This is a genomic window from Nocardioides cremeus (assembly GCF_030518195.1).
GTDB classification, from domain to species: Bacteria; Actinomycetota; Actinomycetes; order Propionibacteriales; family Nocardioidaceae; genus Nocardioides; species Nocardioides cremeus.
Genome location: NZ_JAULSC010000004.1, coordinates 144,816 through 160,640 on the forward strand (window position 1 = coordinate 144,816; position 15,825 = coordinate 160,640).

At 76.2% G+C, this 15,825-nt stretch carries 10 protein-coding genes; 1 reads left to right on the forward strand and 9 read right to left on the reverse strand.

The genetic code is table 11. From position 1 onward, the window contains the following. Positions 1 to 68: 68 nt before the first annotated feature. The 9 genes from QWJ41_RS06365 to QWJ41_RS06405 form a co-directional block, all read right to left on the reverse strand. Complete coding sequence (locus tag QWJ41_RS06365; RefSeq protein ID WP_302706600.1) at positions 69 to 683, reverse strand: ACT domain-containing protein; 615 nt, start codon at positions 681 to 683, stop codon at positions 69 to 71. Between the two features lie 36 nt (positions 684 to 719). Next, complete coding sequence (gene recD / locus QWJ41_RS06370; RefSeq protein WP_302706602.1) at positions 720 to 2,630, reverse strand: exodeoxyribonuclease V subunit alpha; 1,911 nt, start codon at positions 2,628 to 2,630, stop codon at positions 720 to 722. Further along, positions 2,627 to 6,112 carry a UvrD-helicase domain-containing protein gene (locus QWJ41_RS06375; protein WP_302706604.1) on the reverse strand — a complete coding sequence of 1,162 codons (3,486 nt, stop codon included), beginning with the start codon at positions 6,110 to 6,112 and terminating at the stop codon, positions 2,627 to 2,629. The genes recD and QWJ41_RS06375 overlap by 4 nt, the downstream gene beginning before the upstream one ends. Next, positions 6,109 to 9,450 (reverse strand): exodeoxyribonuclease V subunit gamma, encoded by a 3,342-nt coding sequence (gene recC / locus QWJ41_RS06380; RefSeq protein WP_302706606.1) that lies wholly within the window; start codon positions 9,448 to 9,450, stop codon positions 6,109 to 6,111. Before recC ends, QWJ41_RS06375 begins: the two co-directional genes overlap by 4 nt. Before the next feature lie 59 nt (positions 9,451 to 9,509). Beyond that, positions 9,510 to 9,995, reverse strand: coding sequence for a PGPGW domain-containing protein (locus tag QWJ41_RS06385; protein WP_302706608.1), 486 nt, complete (start codon positions 9,993 to 9,995; stop codon positions 9,510 to 9,512). Positions 9,996 to 9,999: 4 nt separating this feature from the next. Continuing rightward, positions 10,000 to 10,458, reverse strand: a complete 459-nt coding sequence (locus tag QWJ41_RS06390; RefSeq protein ID WP_302706610.1) for a PGPGW domain-containing protein — start codon at positions 10,456 to 10,458, stop codon at positions 10,000 to 10,002. Positions 10,459 to 10,570: 112 nt separating this feature from the next. Then, positions 10,571 to 12,103: a hypothetical protein gene (locus tag QWJ41_RS06395; RefSeq protein ID WP_302706611.1), complete on the reverse strand. Its 1,533-nt coding sequence runs from the start codon at positions 12,101 to 12,103 to the stop codon at positions 10,571 to 10,573. Positions 12,104 to 12,264: 161 nt separating this feature from the next. Next, on the reverse strand, positions 12,265 to 13,824 hold the full coding sequence (locus QWJ41_RS06400) for a hypothetical protein (RefSeq protein ID WP_302706613.1): 1,560 nt from the start codon (positions 13,822 to 13,824) through the stop codon (positions 12,265 to 12,267). 151 nt (positions 13,825 to 13,975) lie between these two features. Next, positions 13,976 to 14,569, reverse strand: a complete 594-nt coding sequence (locus QWJ41_RS06405; RefSeq protein WP_302706614.1) for a TetR/AcrR family transcriptional regulator — start codon at positions 14,567 to 14,569, stop codon at positions 13,976 to 13,978. An 88-nt stretch (positions 14,570 to 14,657) separates the two neighbouring features. Between QWJ41_RS06405 and QWJ41_RS06410 the strand changes: the two genes are divergently transcribed. Beyond that, entirely contained in the window at positions 14,658 to 15,824 is a 1,167-nt protein-coding gene (locus QWJ41_RS06410) for an acyl-CoA dehydrogenase family protein (RefSeq protein ID WP_302706616.1), read from the forward strand. Position 15,825: the final 1 nt, after the last annotated feature.

Genomic DNA, 15,825 nt, shown 5'->3' on the forward strand with positions numbered 1-15,825 from the left:
TTCGGGCCGGGTCGACGCGAGATCCGGGCCGGGTCGACGCGAGATCCGGGCCGGGTGGGCGGCCCTGCTCAGGGCCGGGCGATGCCGACCGCGAGTGCGGCCAGGTGGCCGACCCGGGCCAGCTCGGAGTCGAGGAACTCGGGACCGCCGCGACGGCCCAGCAGCACGACCTCGCCGTCGCTGAGGTCGACGGCGGCGTAGACGTTGTTGTCGTCGCCGTCGATCTCGGCGCGCTGAGCGCGCTGGGAGCGCACGACCTCGACGAACGGCAGGTCCGCCGGCGCCGCGTCGGTGGCGTGGAGGATGCCGTCGCTGCGGTGCACCCGCGCGGCCCAGTCGGCCCGGAAGGTCACCGGCAGCAGGTCGACCAGGCGGTTGATGGCCTGCTTGGGGTTGGCCGTCAGCTCCTCGACGGCCTCGAGGTCGAGGAAGAGCTGGCCGCCGGCGGCGTACCGGCTGATCCACAGCACGCGGACCCCCGGTGTCGCGTGGCAGGCCGAGACGATCGTGTCGGGCATGGTGCCGGGCACGAGCTCGAGCAGCACGTCGTCGACGGCCACGTCGTCGCGCTTCTCGACGATCTCGATGGCCTCGATGTCACCGCCGGCCTCACCGATGCGGGTCGCCAGGCGCCCCAGCGATCCGGGGACGTCGGGCAGCTCGACACGCAGCAGGAAGGACACACATCGACCCTAGCCCGCCCGTGTTGCGGGCGCGTGTCACGCGCGCCCGGCATCCAATCGCTGGGACAACCGCTGGGCCAGCCGGTCGCGCAGGCCCGACGCGCGCTGCGCCTCCCGGGCGACCGCGGCCCGCACCGCGGCCTCCGAGGCCACCACCCGCACCTGCTCCTGGGCGCGGGTGATGGCAGTGTAGAAGAGCTCGCGGGTCAGCAGCCGCGAGTCGGCCTCGGGCAGCAGCACGGTGACGTGCGCGGCCTGGCTGCCCTGGCTCTTGTGCACCGTCATCGCGTGCATCGTCTCGACCGCCTCCAACCGGGCGGGCGCGAAGTCGCGCAGCCGCTCGGAGCCGGAGATCCAGGCGCGCAGGCGGCCGTCGGGTGCGCGCACCACGGCCCCGGTCTCGCCGTTGTAGACCTCGAGCGCGTAGTCGTTGGTCGTCACCAGCAGCGGGCGACCGACGTACCACTCCCCCAGCACCGGCTCCCCGACCTCCTCGGCGAGCCAGCGCTCGACCTGCCGGTTCCAGGAGCGGACGCCGAACGGCCCGTCGCGGTGGGCGCACAGCAGCCGGTGGGTGTCGAGGGCGGCCACGGCCTGCTCGTGCTCGCCGGCGACGGCGTGGCGACGCACCCGCAGGGCGAGGTCGAGGGAGCGCTCGCGCAGCGCCTCGCCCACGGCGTGCCCCAGCGCCTGGCCCGACACCTGGCCCGACGCCTGGGCACCGGGTCCGTCCGCGGACGAGTCGACGGCCGGGAGCTCGACCAGCTCGACCTCGTCGCTGGGCCGGCGCAGCGTGGCCAGCACCTCGTCGGCGTCGCCCGCGCGCAGCGCCTCGGCCAGCTGCTTGATGTGCTCGGTCGAGCGGAAGTTCTCGGTCAGGGAGGCCACCGGCGACTCCGGCGCGTCCTCGCCGAAGTGGTCGGCGAAGCCGCGCACCACGTCGGCCAGCACCGCCCCGGCCCCCACCGAGGTGAGCTGACGGGGGTCGCCGACCAGCACCAGCCGGGCCTGCGGGCGCACCGCCTCGAGCAGCCGGCCCATCATCGTCAGCTCGACCATCGAGGACTCGTCGACCACGACGAGGTCGTGCTTGAGGCGGTTCCCGCGGTCGTGGCGGAAGCGGGTGGCGTTGTCGGGTCGCCAGCCGAGCAGCCGGTGCAGGGTCATCGTCTCGGGGCGCCCGACCCGCTCGCGGTCGGCGGGGTCGAGGTCGGCGAGCTCGGCGAGAACGGCCTCCTGCAGCCGGGTGGCGGCCTTGCCGGTGGGCGCCGTCAGGGCGACCGAGAACCGCTCGCCGCGGGCGGCGGCCTGGTCGGCGAGCAGCACCAGGAGCCGGGCGATCGTGGTGGTCTTGCCGGTGCCGGGCCCGCCGGTCAGGACCGTGGTCGAGCGCCCGACCGCGCCGACGGCGGCCCGCTCCTGCTGCTCGCTGAGGCGGTGCCCGCGGATGCGGGCCCGGGCCGCCTCGAGGGCGGCGGCGTCGACCGGGGGCGCGGGAGCCGCGACCCGCTCGACCAGGTCGTCGCAGACCTGGCTCTCGAGACGGTGGTAGCGGTCGAGGTAGACGGTGCCGCCCTCGAGGTGCAGCACGCCCTCGGCCACCAGCGGCGAGCCGGCCACCGCCTCGACCCAGGCGGCGGGCTCGGGCCAGCCGTCGTGGTCGAGCAGCGCCGGGACGGCGGCCAGGTCGACGCAGGTCGAGCCGGAGCGGACCCCGCGCACGGCCAGCGCGAGCGCCAGCTGCACCTGCTCGTCGGCCTCACCGGCCAGCGCGGCGACCCGGCGGGCGACGTGCACGTCGGCGGCCTCGAGCAGACCGGTGTCGTTGAACCCGGCCAGCAGCCCGCTCGCCGAGCGGGCCCGGCGCCGGTCGTGCGGGCCGAGCGGCTCCGCCGGCGCGACGGCACCCGCGGCGGCCGTCGTGGCGGTGGTGGGCGTCGTCGTCATGGCCGGGCTCCGTCCAGAAGGTCCGAGACCGCCTCGAGCAGCGGCACCGGCGGGGTCCAGCGGAAGACCCCGCACGGCTCGCCGTCGACGAGGGGCGTGCCGGCGCCGCACATGCCGCGAAGGTAGAGGTAGAGCACCCCGCCCAGGTGCAGCTCGGGGTCGTAGCCCGGCTGTCGCCAGCGCAGGAAGCGGTGCAGCACCACCGCGTAGAGCAGCGCCTGCAGCGGGTAGTCGGAGTGCACCATGGCGGCGTCGAGGGCCGCCGGGCGGTAGGCGTGGGCGGTGAGCGGCTCGTCGGGCGGGCCGAGCCAGTTGGTCTTGTAGTCGACGACCAGGTAGCGCGGAGCGGGCCGCGCGGCGCCACCGCCCGTGGCACTTGGACCACCACAGTCACCGGCGACGCGCAGCACCACGTCGACCGAGCCCGTCAGGTAGCCCCGCAGCGGCTGGTCGCCGAGAGCGGGCTGCTCGAGCGCCGCGGCGTACCCGCGCACGGGGTCGGTCTCGGGCAGGTGCCGCCGCAGCAGCGGGGCCAGGTCGACCAGGCGCACCTCGTGGCCCGCCGGTCCGGCCTCGAGCGGCGCGGCGAGGTCGCCGCCGGAGAGCGGCAGCTCGAAGTCCATCTCGCGCAGCCGGTCGCGCAGCCCGACGTCGCGCAGCCGCAGACCGGGCGCGGCGCCGCCCAGCGGGGAGTCGCAGACGGTGACCAGTGCGTCGGCGAGCGCCTCGGGGTCGACGTCGACGGGCCACCACACGAGCTGCTCGTGCACGTGGGACAGCAGCTCGGCGCGCAGGTCGGCGGCCCCCGGGTCGGCGTGCTCGAGCACCGCGTGCACCAGCGAGCCGAAGGTCGCCCCGACCGGGAGGTCGGCCATCGGCGAGGGCACCTGGAGCTCCACGGGCACCGGAGCCTCGCCCGGCCCGTCGATCGTCGCCGGGACGGCGTCGGGCCGGGTGGCGGGCTCGTCGTCCTTGGGGGTGACCTCGGGCTCGCTGCCCACCCCGTCCACGGCAGCACCGCCGGACGGCGTGGCACCCGTGGTGCCGGCCCTGCCGGTGTCGCCGCCGTCGACGCTCGGTGTGGCGGTGAGTGCGGAGTACGACGTGCGCCGCCAGGCGGTGTCGACCTCGCGCCCGAAGCGGCGCGCCTCCAGCCGGTCGGGTGCGGCCCTGCGGGGGGCCGGCGGCGGGTCGCCCCACAGGGCGGCCTCGGGCACCGGCCCGCCGCGGCGCGCCCAGGCGCCGAAGAGCCCGACGACCTCGTCGTCACCCGGCACCGGCGGCGTGCGCGGCACCACCGGGTCGCCGTCGGGCCGGCACAGCAGCCGGTGCAGAGGCGAGGCCAGCGCGTTCTTGGTCGGCGCCCACCAGCACACGACCTGCGCCTGCGCGCGGGTCATCGCCACGTAGAGCAGCCGCAACCACTCACCGGCCTCCTCGTCGCTCCAGCGCCGCACGCTCTCGCCCCAGCCGTCGGCCGCGGCGTCGCGGGGTCCGCCGACGTCGAGGCAGCGGTGGCCGTCGTCGTCGTGGAAGAGCGGGCGCACCGGCTTGGGCACGAACCGGTCGGCGAGGGCCGGCAGGTAGACCACGGGGTACTGCAGGCCCTTGCTGGCGTGGATGGTGACCAGCTGCACCGCGGCCGCGTCGGAGTCGAGGCGGCGGGTGCGCTCGGCGCCGCGGCCGGCGCGGCCCTCGGCGACCTGCTCACGCAGCCAGGCCAGCAGCGAGACCAGACCCAGGTGCTCGCGCTGCGCGGTCTCGTGGAGCGCCTCGCCGATGTGGCGCAGGTCGGTGAGGCGGCGCTCGCCCCCGACCTCGCGCAGCACCCGGGCGGGCAGGCCGGCCGCGGAGGCCGCCTCGAGCACCGCCGCGACGCCACGGCGCGCGGCCAGGTCGGCCCAGCGGCGCAGCACGTCGGCCACCTCGTCGGTGACGTCGTCGCGGCTGCGGCCCCCCGGGCCGGGGTCGCCGTCGAGCTCGGCGGCGCTGCGCCCGACGAAGCAGGTCAGTGCGGCCGCGCGCACCCGGGCGCTGCGGTGCGGCTGCTCGAGGGCCTCGAGCAGGCTCAGCCACTCGACGGCCGCCGGGGTGGCGAAGACGCTGCCGCCGCCGGCGATCACCGCCGGCACGCCCTCCTCGACCAGCGCCCGCTGGGCGGCGGCCAGGTCGGCGTGGCGGTAGGAGATGACCGCGACGTCGCGGGGCTCGAGCTCGCGGCCCTCGAAGGTGGCGCCCGAGGCGAGCAGGCGGCGTACGTCGAGGGCCAGGTCGCGCGCCACGTGCGGGCGGACCTGGCCGACGGCGAGCGAGGTGCCCGGACCGCGGCCCAGGCTGTCGCGGCGCACCGCGCGCAGCCGCAGCGGCGCCGCGACCGGGGCACCGACGAGCCGGCGCTCCTGGTGGTGGGCGCTGACCGGGTGCACGACGATCTGCTCGTCGCCCAGCTCGGCGGCGGCCAGCAGCGCCTGGGTGGCCTCGAGCAGGGCGGCGTCGCTGCGCCAGTTGACCCCGAGGGTCTCGTGCCGGTCGGCGCTGCGCGCGGCCTGCAGGTACGTCGTGACGTCGCCGCCGCGGAAGGCGTAGATGGCCTGCTTGGGGTCGCCGATCAGCACCATCGTGGCCACCCCGGTGAAGGCGCGGTCGAGCACCTGCCACTGCACCGGGTCGGTGTCCTGGAACTCGTCGACCAGCACCAGCCGCCAGCGCTCCTGCATGCGGGCCCGGGCCGGGGAGCCGGGCGCCTCGAGGGCGCGGGCCAGCTGCAGCAGCAGGTCGTCGTAGGAGAGCACGCCGAGGCGGCGCTTGCGCAGGTCGAGCTCGTCGCGCACCGCCTGGGCGAAGGCGACCCGCCGACCGGCGGGGGTGGCCGGGTCGGCGTCGGCCGGCTCGAGGCGGGCCTGGGGGTCGCCGACCGCGGCCCGGGCGATGGCGAGCGCGTCGGCGTGGCTGAAGACCGGGTCGCCGTCGGCGTAGGCGAAGGCGCGCAGGTAGAGGTCGTCGACGACCTCGCGCAGCAGGTCGTCGAGGTCCTCCACGAGCCGGGCGCGCGTGTCGGTGTCGCCGGCGGTGCCGAGCGACTCCAGGACCAGGGCGCAGAACTGGTGGGTGGTGGCGATGGTGGCGCCGTCGAAGCCCGCGAGCGCCTCGAGCACCCGGCGGTGCCGCAGCTCGCGGTCGGCGCCGTCGCCCACGACCAGGCGCAGCAGGTCGGTGTCGGCGGGCACGTCGGGGTCGCCGGCCAGCGCCCGCTCGGCCTCGACGAGCTGGGTGCGCACCCGCTCGCGCAGCTCCTGGCTGGCAGCGCGGCCGAAGGTCACCACCAGCATGTCGTCGAGGCGGGCCGTGCCCTCGACGACGTAGCGGGTCACCAGGGCCCCGATGGTCCAGGTCTTGCCGGTGCCGGCGCTGGCCTCGAGCAGCGTGGTGGTGCCGGGCGTGGGCAGGTCGGGGGCGCAGACGTCGAAGCCGGGGGCGCTCACAGCGGTCCCACCCTCTCGGCGCCGGTCAGCAGCGGCTCCCAGACGGCCCAGGCGTGCTCGCCCAGGCCGGCGGCCAGCAGCACGTCGAGGTCGGCGCCGTCGCCGAAGGCGCGCCGGTGGTAGGGGTCGGCGTCCTCGCCCTCGATGCCGTAGGGGTGGTGCGGGTCGGTCCCCCACGCCTTGCGCGCCAGGTCGTCGGGCGACACGTCGTCGCCCATCAGGCTGCGCGCGTGGCCCTCGGCCCAGGCCGCCGCCGTGGCCACCGGCAGCGGCAGCGGGCGGCGCAGCCCGAGGTCGCGCAGCTCGACGAGGCGGCGCAGCCACTCCTCGGCCCGGTGGTCGAGCGGCCCGGCCAGGGCGCGCCGCGGACCGGCGCGCTCGCGGCCCACGGCGTGGGCGGTGAAGACCTCGTCGGGGTGGGCGGCCGACAGCGCGAGCAGGTCGATCCACGAGGAGAGGCGCTGCTTGGGCTTGAGCCGGGAGTAGCCCAGCGACAGGACCTTGGAGCCGTGGACGCCGGTGACGGTGCCGGTCAGGCGCCGCCCGCCGCCCAGGTCGACGTCGACGTCGAGGGTGCGCGGCGCGCCCTGGCGCAGGTCGGCGGTGCGCTCGAAGAGCTTCTGCGACTCCTCGACCACGCCGCGCAGGGCCTGCTCGCCCAGCACGCCGGGCGGCAGGGTGCCGCGCAGCTGCTCGGCGGTCATCACCGCCACCGGGTCCTGGCCCGCGAGCACCTCGCGCAGCAGGTGGTCACCGACCGCCCAGGCCTCCAGCGCGTCGAGGGAGACCGGGATCGCGTCGCCGACCTCGTCGGGCTGCAGCGGCGCCGACACGTCGAGGCGCTGGCGCAGGAAGCTGCGCACCGGGTGCAGGAAGAAGGAGCGCAGCTCGGCCAGGGTGACGTCGCCGGGCTCAAGGGCCGGCAGGTCGCCGGCCAGCAGCGGCGGGGGCGGGACCCGTTCGGCGACCGCGGCCCGGGCCCCGCCCAGCGCGGCGGTGTCGAAGCTGAAGGGTCGCGGGTCGTGGGCCAGCAGCGCGCCGGGGGCCAGGTTGCGGGCGTCGTAGGGCTGCAGGGGGTGGTGGGTGAGGACGTGCTCGCGCACGGGGGCCGCGCAGGTGCGGTCGGCCGCGTCGAGGACCTCGCCCAGCGGGACCGCGGGGGGCCGGGAGGCCCCCGAGTGCTCGTTGGCGCCGGTGTAGGTCACCACCAGGGTCTCGGTGGCCGAGAGCAGGGCGTCGAGCAGCAGCTGGCGGTCCTCGCTGCGCACGTCGCGCTCGCCGGTGAGCGGGTCGCGGGCCAGCACGTCGTCGCCGTCGGGGGCCAGGCTGCGCGGGAACACGCCGTCGTCGAGACCGACGAGGCAGACCACCCGGTGCGGCACCGAGCGCATCGGCACCATCGTGCAGACGGTCAGGGTGCCGGTGCGGAAGTTGGCCCGCGTGGGTCGCCCGCCCAGCCGTGAGACGAGCAGCGCCCGCACGTCGGCCAGGCGCAGCCGCACGCCAGGGCCGTCGGCGGCCGCGGCAGCGGCCCGCGAGAGCTCGGTCTCGAGCTGGGCCAGCTGCCAGGCGTCGTCGGGGGCGACGTCGCCGAGGCTGCGCACGCCGTCGGTCAGGGCGCTCATCCACGACGTCGCGTCGTCGGCCGTCGAGAGTGCCGTGACACAGCCGTCGAGGCGGTCGACGAGCTCGGCCAGCCGGCCCACCAGGTCGATGTCGGAGCTGCCGACGTCGTCGACCGGGAGGCCGCGCCCGACCCTGCGGTGGTCGTCGCCGCTCATCGCCACGCCCAGCAGCACCCGGTCGAGCCCGGCGCGCCAGGTGTTGTGCTCGAAGCGGGCCATGGAGAACGCGGCACGGTGCGGCGCGTCGAGGCCCCAGCGGATGCCGGCCTGGCCGACCCAGCGCGCGATCCGGTCGAGGTCGTCGTCGCCGAGGCCGAAGCGCAGGCGGCAGGGCTCGGAGCCGGCCAGGTCGAGCACGTCGGAGGCGGTGACCCGCCCGCCCGCCAGCTCGACCAGGCGCCCCGCCAGGGCGAGCAACGGGTTGGTGCTGCTCAGCGCCCGGTCGGCCAGGCGCACCCGCAGCCGGTGGGCGGGGTGCCCACCGCCGGGGCTGTCCTCGACGGCCTCGGCCAGGCCGAAGCCGGCGGAGACCAGCGGCGCGTAGGTCTCGATGTCGGGGCACATCACGAGGATGTCGCGCGGCTGCAGGCTCGGGTCGTCCTCGAGGAGCCCGACCAGCACCTCGCGCAGCACGTCGACCTGGCGGGCCGGGCCGTGGCAGGCGTGCACCTGCAGGCTGCGGTCGGCCGGGTCGTGCAGCCGGCCGGCCCGCTCGTCGGCGCCCGGGGCGCGGTTGGCACGCAGGTCGTGCTGGAGCCGGGCCAGCAGCGTGGACGGGACCACCTCGGGCTCGGCCAGCGGCTCGTCGAGCGGGGCGAGGGGCGCCAGGGTGCGGGCCAGCTCGCGGGTGTCGCGGCCCAGCGAGGCCAGCAGCGGGTGGCCGGCCTGCTCGGCCGAGCGGTCGGCACGGCGCCGCACCGGGCCCTCGACGTCGCCGAGCGCCTGCCACAGCGCGCCCGAGGGCTGGGGCAGCCACAGGTGCACGTCGCGGCGCCCGGCCAGGGCGCCGAGCAGCGCGACCTCGCTCACCGGCAGCCGGGTGTGGCCGAAGAGCGAGAGCCGCCCGGGCAGCTCGAGGTCGTCGCCGCCGGCCTCGAGGGCGGCCACGGTGCGGGCCAGCCGCACGTCGGGCGGGTCGGCCGGGACCCGCTCCAGCAGCCGGCGCCACAGCTCGGGCTGCCAGGCCAGGTCGTCGGGCAGGCCCCGTCCCGCGCCGTCGGTGTCGCGCCCCTCGCGCCAGTCACCGGCCAGCGAGGGCCGCTGCACGGCGTACGACGAGAGCAGGCCGGCCAGGCGGCGCGCCACCGACCAGCGCCGGTCGCGCCGCAGCTCGGCGTCGTCGCCGCGCAGGCCGTGGCCCAGGTGGTGGGCCAGCGTGGCGCACCACGGCTCGTCGAGGGAGTCGTCGATGGTGGCCAGCAGCGGCCAGACCAGGCGGTCGGGTTGCCACGGGTCGTCGCGGTCGCGGTCGAGCAGCAACGAGACCAGGGAGTGCGGGGTGAGGAACCGGACGCCGGCGCAGATGCCGTCGCCGCCACGGGGACCGGCACCCAGGGTGTGGGAGAGCCGCTGGGTCAGCCACCGCTCCACGCCCTTGGCGGGCACCACCACGACCTCCTCGGCGAACGGGTCGTCGAGCGGCGCGGCGAGCAGCTCGCCGAGTCCGTCGGCGAGCCGGTCGGTGCGCGTGGCGCGGTGGAGGTGGAGCGGCACGGCGGCAGCATCGCACGACCCGCCGACACTGCGGCCGGGCACTGCCGGCGCGCGTCGGGTCAGACCGTCTCGCGCTGGGAGTCGCTGACGCTGATGTCGCGCTCGAGGTCGGCCACCGCCTCGGGCTTGCCGTGGAAGCGTCGGTAGCTCCAGACGATCAGGCCCAGGGCGATGGCGGCCGAGACCACCTGGGTGACACCGGTGGCGGCGCCGCCGAGCAGCCACCACGAGTCGTCCAGGATCCACCAGCTGGGCGCCTCCGGGCCGACGATCCACACGACGCCCATGCCGGCCACGACGAGGGCCGCGGTCGCGGAGCCGAGGATGCGCGGCCACGTCTTGACCCCGTCGGCCGCGCCGCGCATGGCCCGGTACTTCACCGGGGCCAGCCGCTTGGCCGCCCAGTCGTACTGCTGCGAGAGCACGGCCATGCCGGCGAAGAGCATCAGCAGGCCGGGGCCAGGCAGCACCAGGGCTGCGATGCCCATCACGACGAGGGTCCAGCCCACGACCTCGAGCGTGACCCGGCGGGCAGCGGACTTCATGGCCCTACGATCCCAGAGTGCTCCAAGCACCGCCAGACCCTTGTGCACGCGACGCGGTCGCGGCCAGCCGCAGGCGCGACCAGACCACGAGCGCGACGGCCACCGCCCCGGACGCGACCTGGGCCACCCCGGCCCAGGTGCCGCCGGGCAGCCACGCCCAGGCGGGCAGCGCCCACCACGACGGAGCGGCGGGGTCGACGAGCCACAGCACCCCGGCCGCGGCCAGCGCCGAGGTGCTCAGCAGCGAGACCAGCGTGCGCGGCCACGTCGCCACCGAGCGGGCCGCGGCGCGCAGGCCCCTGGCCCGCCACGGCGCGAGCCGGGCGGCCACCCGCTCGTCGGCGCGCGCGAGCACGTGCACGCCTCCCGCGAGCACCAGCAGCCCCGGCCCGGGCAGCGGGTAGAGCACGACCCCGAGCAGCACCAGGCCCCAGCCGAGCACGAGCAGCAGGCGGGGACGCATCGGGGCAGCCTGCGCGGGCGGGTCGACGGGCATCCCCACCCCGGGCGGCCGCCGGGTGCCCGGGCGGTGAACTCCTGTCGCAGCGCCCTCGGCACCGAGCGCGGGAGCCCGCTCAGTCCTCGGTCGGGCTCGGCAGGGGGTCGACGAGGCGGCTCCCCGTGCGGGCCCACCAGGCGGCGGCGCCGCGGACCTCGTCGGACCACTCGGGGTCCGCGAGGATCTCGGAGAGCAACGGCGAGCCCGACAGCCCCATCGCGACCAGTACCCCGAGCGGGCCGAAGAGGGGGACCTGCTCCGAGAGCGCCCGCTGCAGGACGTCGGAGGACAGCCGGATCCCGGCCCGGGCCGCCCACCGCAGCTCGTCCGGGGTCAGCTCGTGGGCGGACACGAGCCGATCACGGGTGGCGTGCGGCAGGTGGTCGACGACCAGCATGTTGACGCGGGAGGCAGCCCTCCGCCGCATCGCGGGATCGGGGTGGTTCTCTGCCATGTGGATGATGGCGTCGACGCAGGCGTCGCGCACCGCCGGCAGGGCGCTCAGGAGCACCACGCTGGCGTGGGAGCGGCTGGAGCGCCCTTCCCCGACCACCTCGAAGAGCAGGCGGGCCAGCAGCGGCTGGTAGGGCAGCTGGAGGGCGGCGGCGGCCTCCTCGGCCTGGCGCTGGCACTCGTGCACCAGCGCGTCGCGCCCCTCGGCCCGTAGTGACTCGCCCACCGGGGCCGGGGCGTGGTCCAGCAACGACCGCACGGTGGCGAGCTCGGCCGGCGGCAGCAGGCGCATCAGGTGGGAGAGCCATCGCCACCGCTCTCCCTCGGGCCCGGCGTCGTTGTAGAGCCGGACGAGCTCGGGGAGCACCGGCTGCCAGAAGTCGGCTGCTCCGTGCACCTCGGCCATGGCACCCAGCCCGATCGCCGCGCCCTGGGCGACGACGTCTCGCGGGTCGGCGAGCAGGCCCACCATCCATGACCGGGTCGGGTCGTCGTAGGCCTCCCCCACCGCGCTCATCGTGTCGTTCGCGATCTGCACATGTGGGTCGCAGAGCTCCTCGGCCACGGCCTCGCGCACCACCGAGCCCCACGAGCTGCGCCGCAGCGTGGCGAGGGCGTCGTACCGGGTGAAGTAGCCCGTGCCGGCCACCCGCACGAGCTCTCGAGCCAGGGCAGTGGTCCTCTCCATCGCCGTCTGGACGGGAAGGCCCACGTTGCCCTGCTGCGCCATCGCGCGCGCCCACTCGCGCCACTGACCACCCACGGCGACGCCCGCGAGCACCGGCTCGTGCAGCCGCGACATCTCCTCGGGCGAGGAGACGCGGTGCACCGGAGCGCGGTCGACCGGGCTGTAGGGGAAGGTGCGGCACACGATGTCGATGCTGGCGCGCAACGAGTGCGGCGCCAGCGCGAGCGCCTCCTCGTACGCCGCCACCACCCGGTCGTCGCGCACCGCCCCGGTCTCGACGCGGTGCAGCGAGGAGGTGCTGGTGCGCAGGCCCTGCCACTCCAGCCGCGTCACCATGTCGCCCAGACGGTGGGCGGGGCGCTCGGGCGCAGTCAGCCGCGCCATCCGCAGCAGCCAGCCGATCCGCACGCCCACGTCGATGGTCGGCCCGGTCAGCGGGGTCGGGTCGTCGAGCGGCTTCAGCGGCACACCCCGCGACTGCTCCGTACCCACTCGACCCCCATGTCCCAGTCGTGCGGTCCCGGCCAGGACCGGTCTGTGGCCGGCTGCGAGCCGACCGCGAACCAGCTGTGGGACAAGGGTAAAGAGAACACCGCCGCGGGCGGACCCAGCCGCAGGGGTGGGACCGGCTAGCAGTCGGTGGGACTCGGCAGGGGGTCGACCAGGCGGGCGCCCGTGCGGGTCCACCAGGCGGCGGCGCCGCGGACCTCCTCGGACCACCCGGGCTCCTCGAGCAGCTCGCCCAGCACCGGCGAGCCGGAGAGACCGATCAGGTTGAGCACGCCGCCGGGCCCGAAGAGCCAGTCGCCGGCGTGCATCGCCCGGCGCAGCACGTCGTCGTCGACGTGCACACCGGCGGCCACCAACCAGACCATCTCGTGCGTCGACAGCTCGCCGGCGGCCCGCAGGCGTCGACGCAGCGCCGGTGGCAGGTAGTCGGCGATCAACGAGGCGGCGCGGATCGTCGCCCGGTCACGCAGCCAGGGGTCGGGGTGGTCCTCCGCGATCGAGACGACGGCGTCCACCGCGACCCGTCGCAGCCCCGGCAGCGCCCCGAGGAGCAGGGCGCTGGCGTGCGAGCGGCTGGAGCGCCCCTCCCCGACCACCTCGAAGAGCAGGCGGGCCAGCAGCGGCTGGTGGGGCAGGCCCAGGGCCGCGGAGCCCTCCTCCGCATGGCTCTGGCAGGCGCGCACCAGCGCCTCGCGGCCGGCGGGGCGCAGCGACTCGGCGACGGGAGCGGGCGCGTGCAGCACGTCGCCGCGCACCACCGCGAGCTCGTCGGCGGGCACCAGCCGCAGCACGTGCGACAACCAGCGCCACCGCGTCCCCTCCTGCGGGGCCGCGGCGTTGTAGTGGGCCACGACGCGGTCGAGGACCGGCGCCCAGAAGCCGGGCGCGGCGTGCGCCTCGGCCATCACGCTCAGCCCGATCGCGGCGCCCTCGACCAGGAGCTCACGCGGGTGCCCGAGGAGGTCGACCATCCACGACCTGGTGTCGTCGTCGTAGGCCTCCCCCACCGCGCTCATCACGTCGTTGACCAGCTGCACGTGGGGGTCGGCCAGCATCGCGCCGGCCGCCTCGCGCACCACCCCGCCCCACGAGCTGCGCCGCAGCGTGGCGAGGGCGTCGTACCGGGTGAAGTAGCCCGTGCCGGCCACCCGCACGAGCTCTCGAGCCAGGGCAGTGGTCCTCTCCATCGCCGTCTGGACGGGAAGGCCCACGTTGCCCTGCTGCGCCATCGCGCGCGCCCACTCGCGCCACTGACCACCCACGGCGACGCCCGCGAGCACCGGCTCGTGCAGCCGCGACATCTCCTCGGGCGAGGAGACGCGGTGCACCGGAGCGCGGTCGACCGGGCTGTAGGGGAAGGTGCGGCACACGATGTCGATGCTGGCGCGCAACGAGTGCGGCGCCAGCGCGAGCGCCTCCTCGTACGCCGCCACCACCCGGTCGTCGCGCACCGCCCCGGTCTCGACGCGGTGCAGCGAGGAGGTGCTGGTGCGCAGGCCCTGCCACTCCAGCCGCGTCACCATGTCGCCCAGACGGTGGGCGGGGCGCTCGGGCGCAGTCAGCCGCGCCATCCGCAGCAGCCAGCCGATCCGCACGCCCACGTCGATGGTCGGCCCGGTCAGCGGGGTCGGGTCGTCGAGCGGCTTCAGCGGGGCGCCGCGCGACTGCTCCGTACCCACTCGGCCCCCATGTCCGCTGATGTCCCCAGCCCCCGCCGGGGGTCGTGACCTGCCCGTGACCGGTCTGTGAGCCGACTGTGAGCCGGCTGTGGGGACAAGGGTAAAGACCAACCCCCGTCGGGGGCCATCCGCGGGGGTGAGCGGGCCCGGCTCAGGTCGGCGGGCGCACCAGCCCGCCGACGACCACGTCGGCCAGCGAGCGGTAGGCCTCGGCGTCGCTGAGCCCGGTCGCGGCCCCCACCCGTCCCGCCTGGATGCCGGTCATCACCTCGGCGACCGCGGCCCCGACGAAGACCGCGTCGACCGGACGCAGGGCGCCGGCCTCGACGCCCGCGTCGACCAGCGCGCGGACCCGCCGGGCGGCGTACCGGGTGTTCTCCTCGTAGACCTCGCCCGCCGGCGGGTGCGCCAGGAGGTCGGCGTAGAAGGCCGGGGAGGCCGGCGCGAGCTCGTCGGAGACGGCGAGGAGGTAGGTGCGCAACCGGGTGGCCGGGTCGGGCTCGGCCAGCACCCGTCGCTGGATGCGCTCGGCGGCCCCTCGGAACCACGCCCGCAGGGTGACGAGCACGATCTCCTGCTTCGACCCGGCGACCAGGTAGAGCGAGGACCGGGAGCAGCGCAGCCGGGCCGCGAGGTCGCCGACCCCGAAGCCGAGGAAGCCCTCGGCCAGGAACAGGTCGGCGAGGCGGCCGAGCAGCTCGGCGCGCCGGCGCTCTGCTCGCTCGAGGGAGTCGGTGGTGCCCACGTGCCGGAGCATAGGGTCGCGGCCCGCTCGTCGGGTACCGGATCCCGTACTCTGGTACCCGACCGTCTCCCCGTCCTCAGGAGGACCCATGCCCGCCCGCCGTGTCCTGGCCACCGACGAGTCCGCCGAGCTGCTGGCGCTCGTACGCCGCATCGCGGCCGACGAGCTGGCCCCCCGCGTGGCCCAGGCCGAGGCCGACGAGCAGTTCCCCCGCGACGTCTTCCGGCTGCTGGGTCGCAGCGGGCTGCTGGGGCTGCCCTACCCGGAGGAGCAGGGCGGCGCCGGGCTGTCCTACGAGGTCTACCTGCAGGTCCTCGAGGAGATCGCGGCCGTGTGGTCCTCGGTGGGCGTGGGCGTCTCGGTGCACGCACTGAGCTGTTTCGGGCTCGCGCAGTTCGGCACCGACCAGCAGCGCGAGCAGTGGCTGCCCGACATGCTGGGCGGCGACCTGCTCGGCGCCTACTGCCTCTCCGAGGCGCACGCGGGCTCCGACCCCGCCGCGATGCGCACCACGGCGCGTCGCGACGGCGACGACTACGTCATCGACGGCGCGAAGGCCTGGACCACCCACGGCGGGCACGCCGACTTCTACAAGGTGATGGCGCGCACCTCCGAGGACCGCGGCGGCATCTCCTGCTTCCTGGTGCCGGCCGACACGCCCGGTCTCGAGGCCGACCCGCCGGAGCGCAAGATGGGCCTGACCGGCTCGGCGACCGCCACGATGCGCTTCGACGGGGTGCGGGTGCCCGTCGAGCGGCGCCTGGGCGCCGAGGGCGAGGGGCTGCGCATCGCCCTGGCCGGCCTCGACGCCGGCCGCCTGGGCATCGCGGCCGCCGCCACCGGCCTGGCGCAGGGGGCGCTGGACCACGCACTGGCCTACGCCCGCGAGCGGGAGACCTTCGGGCGCCCGATCATCGAGCACCAGGGCCTGGCCTTCGTGCTGGCCGACATGGAGGCCGCGGTGCAGAGCGCCCGGGCCACGGTGCTGCACGCCGCCCGGCTCAAGGACGCAGGGCAGCCCTTCGGCCGCGAGGCCTCGATCGCCAAGCTGGTGGCCACCGACAACGCCATGAAGGTCACCACCGACGCGGTGCAGGTGCTGGGCGGCTACGGCTACACCCGCGACTTCCCGGTCGAGCGCTACATGCGCGAGGCCAAGGTGATGCAGATCTTCGAGGGCACCAACCAGATCCAGCGGATGGTCATCGCCCGCTCCCTCGACAAGTCCGATCCCGGCGCGATCACCCACCTCTGAC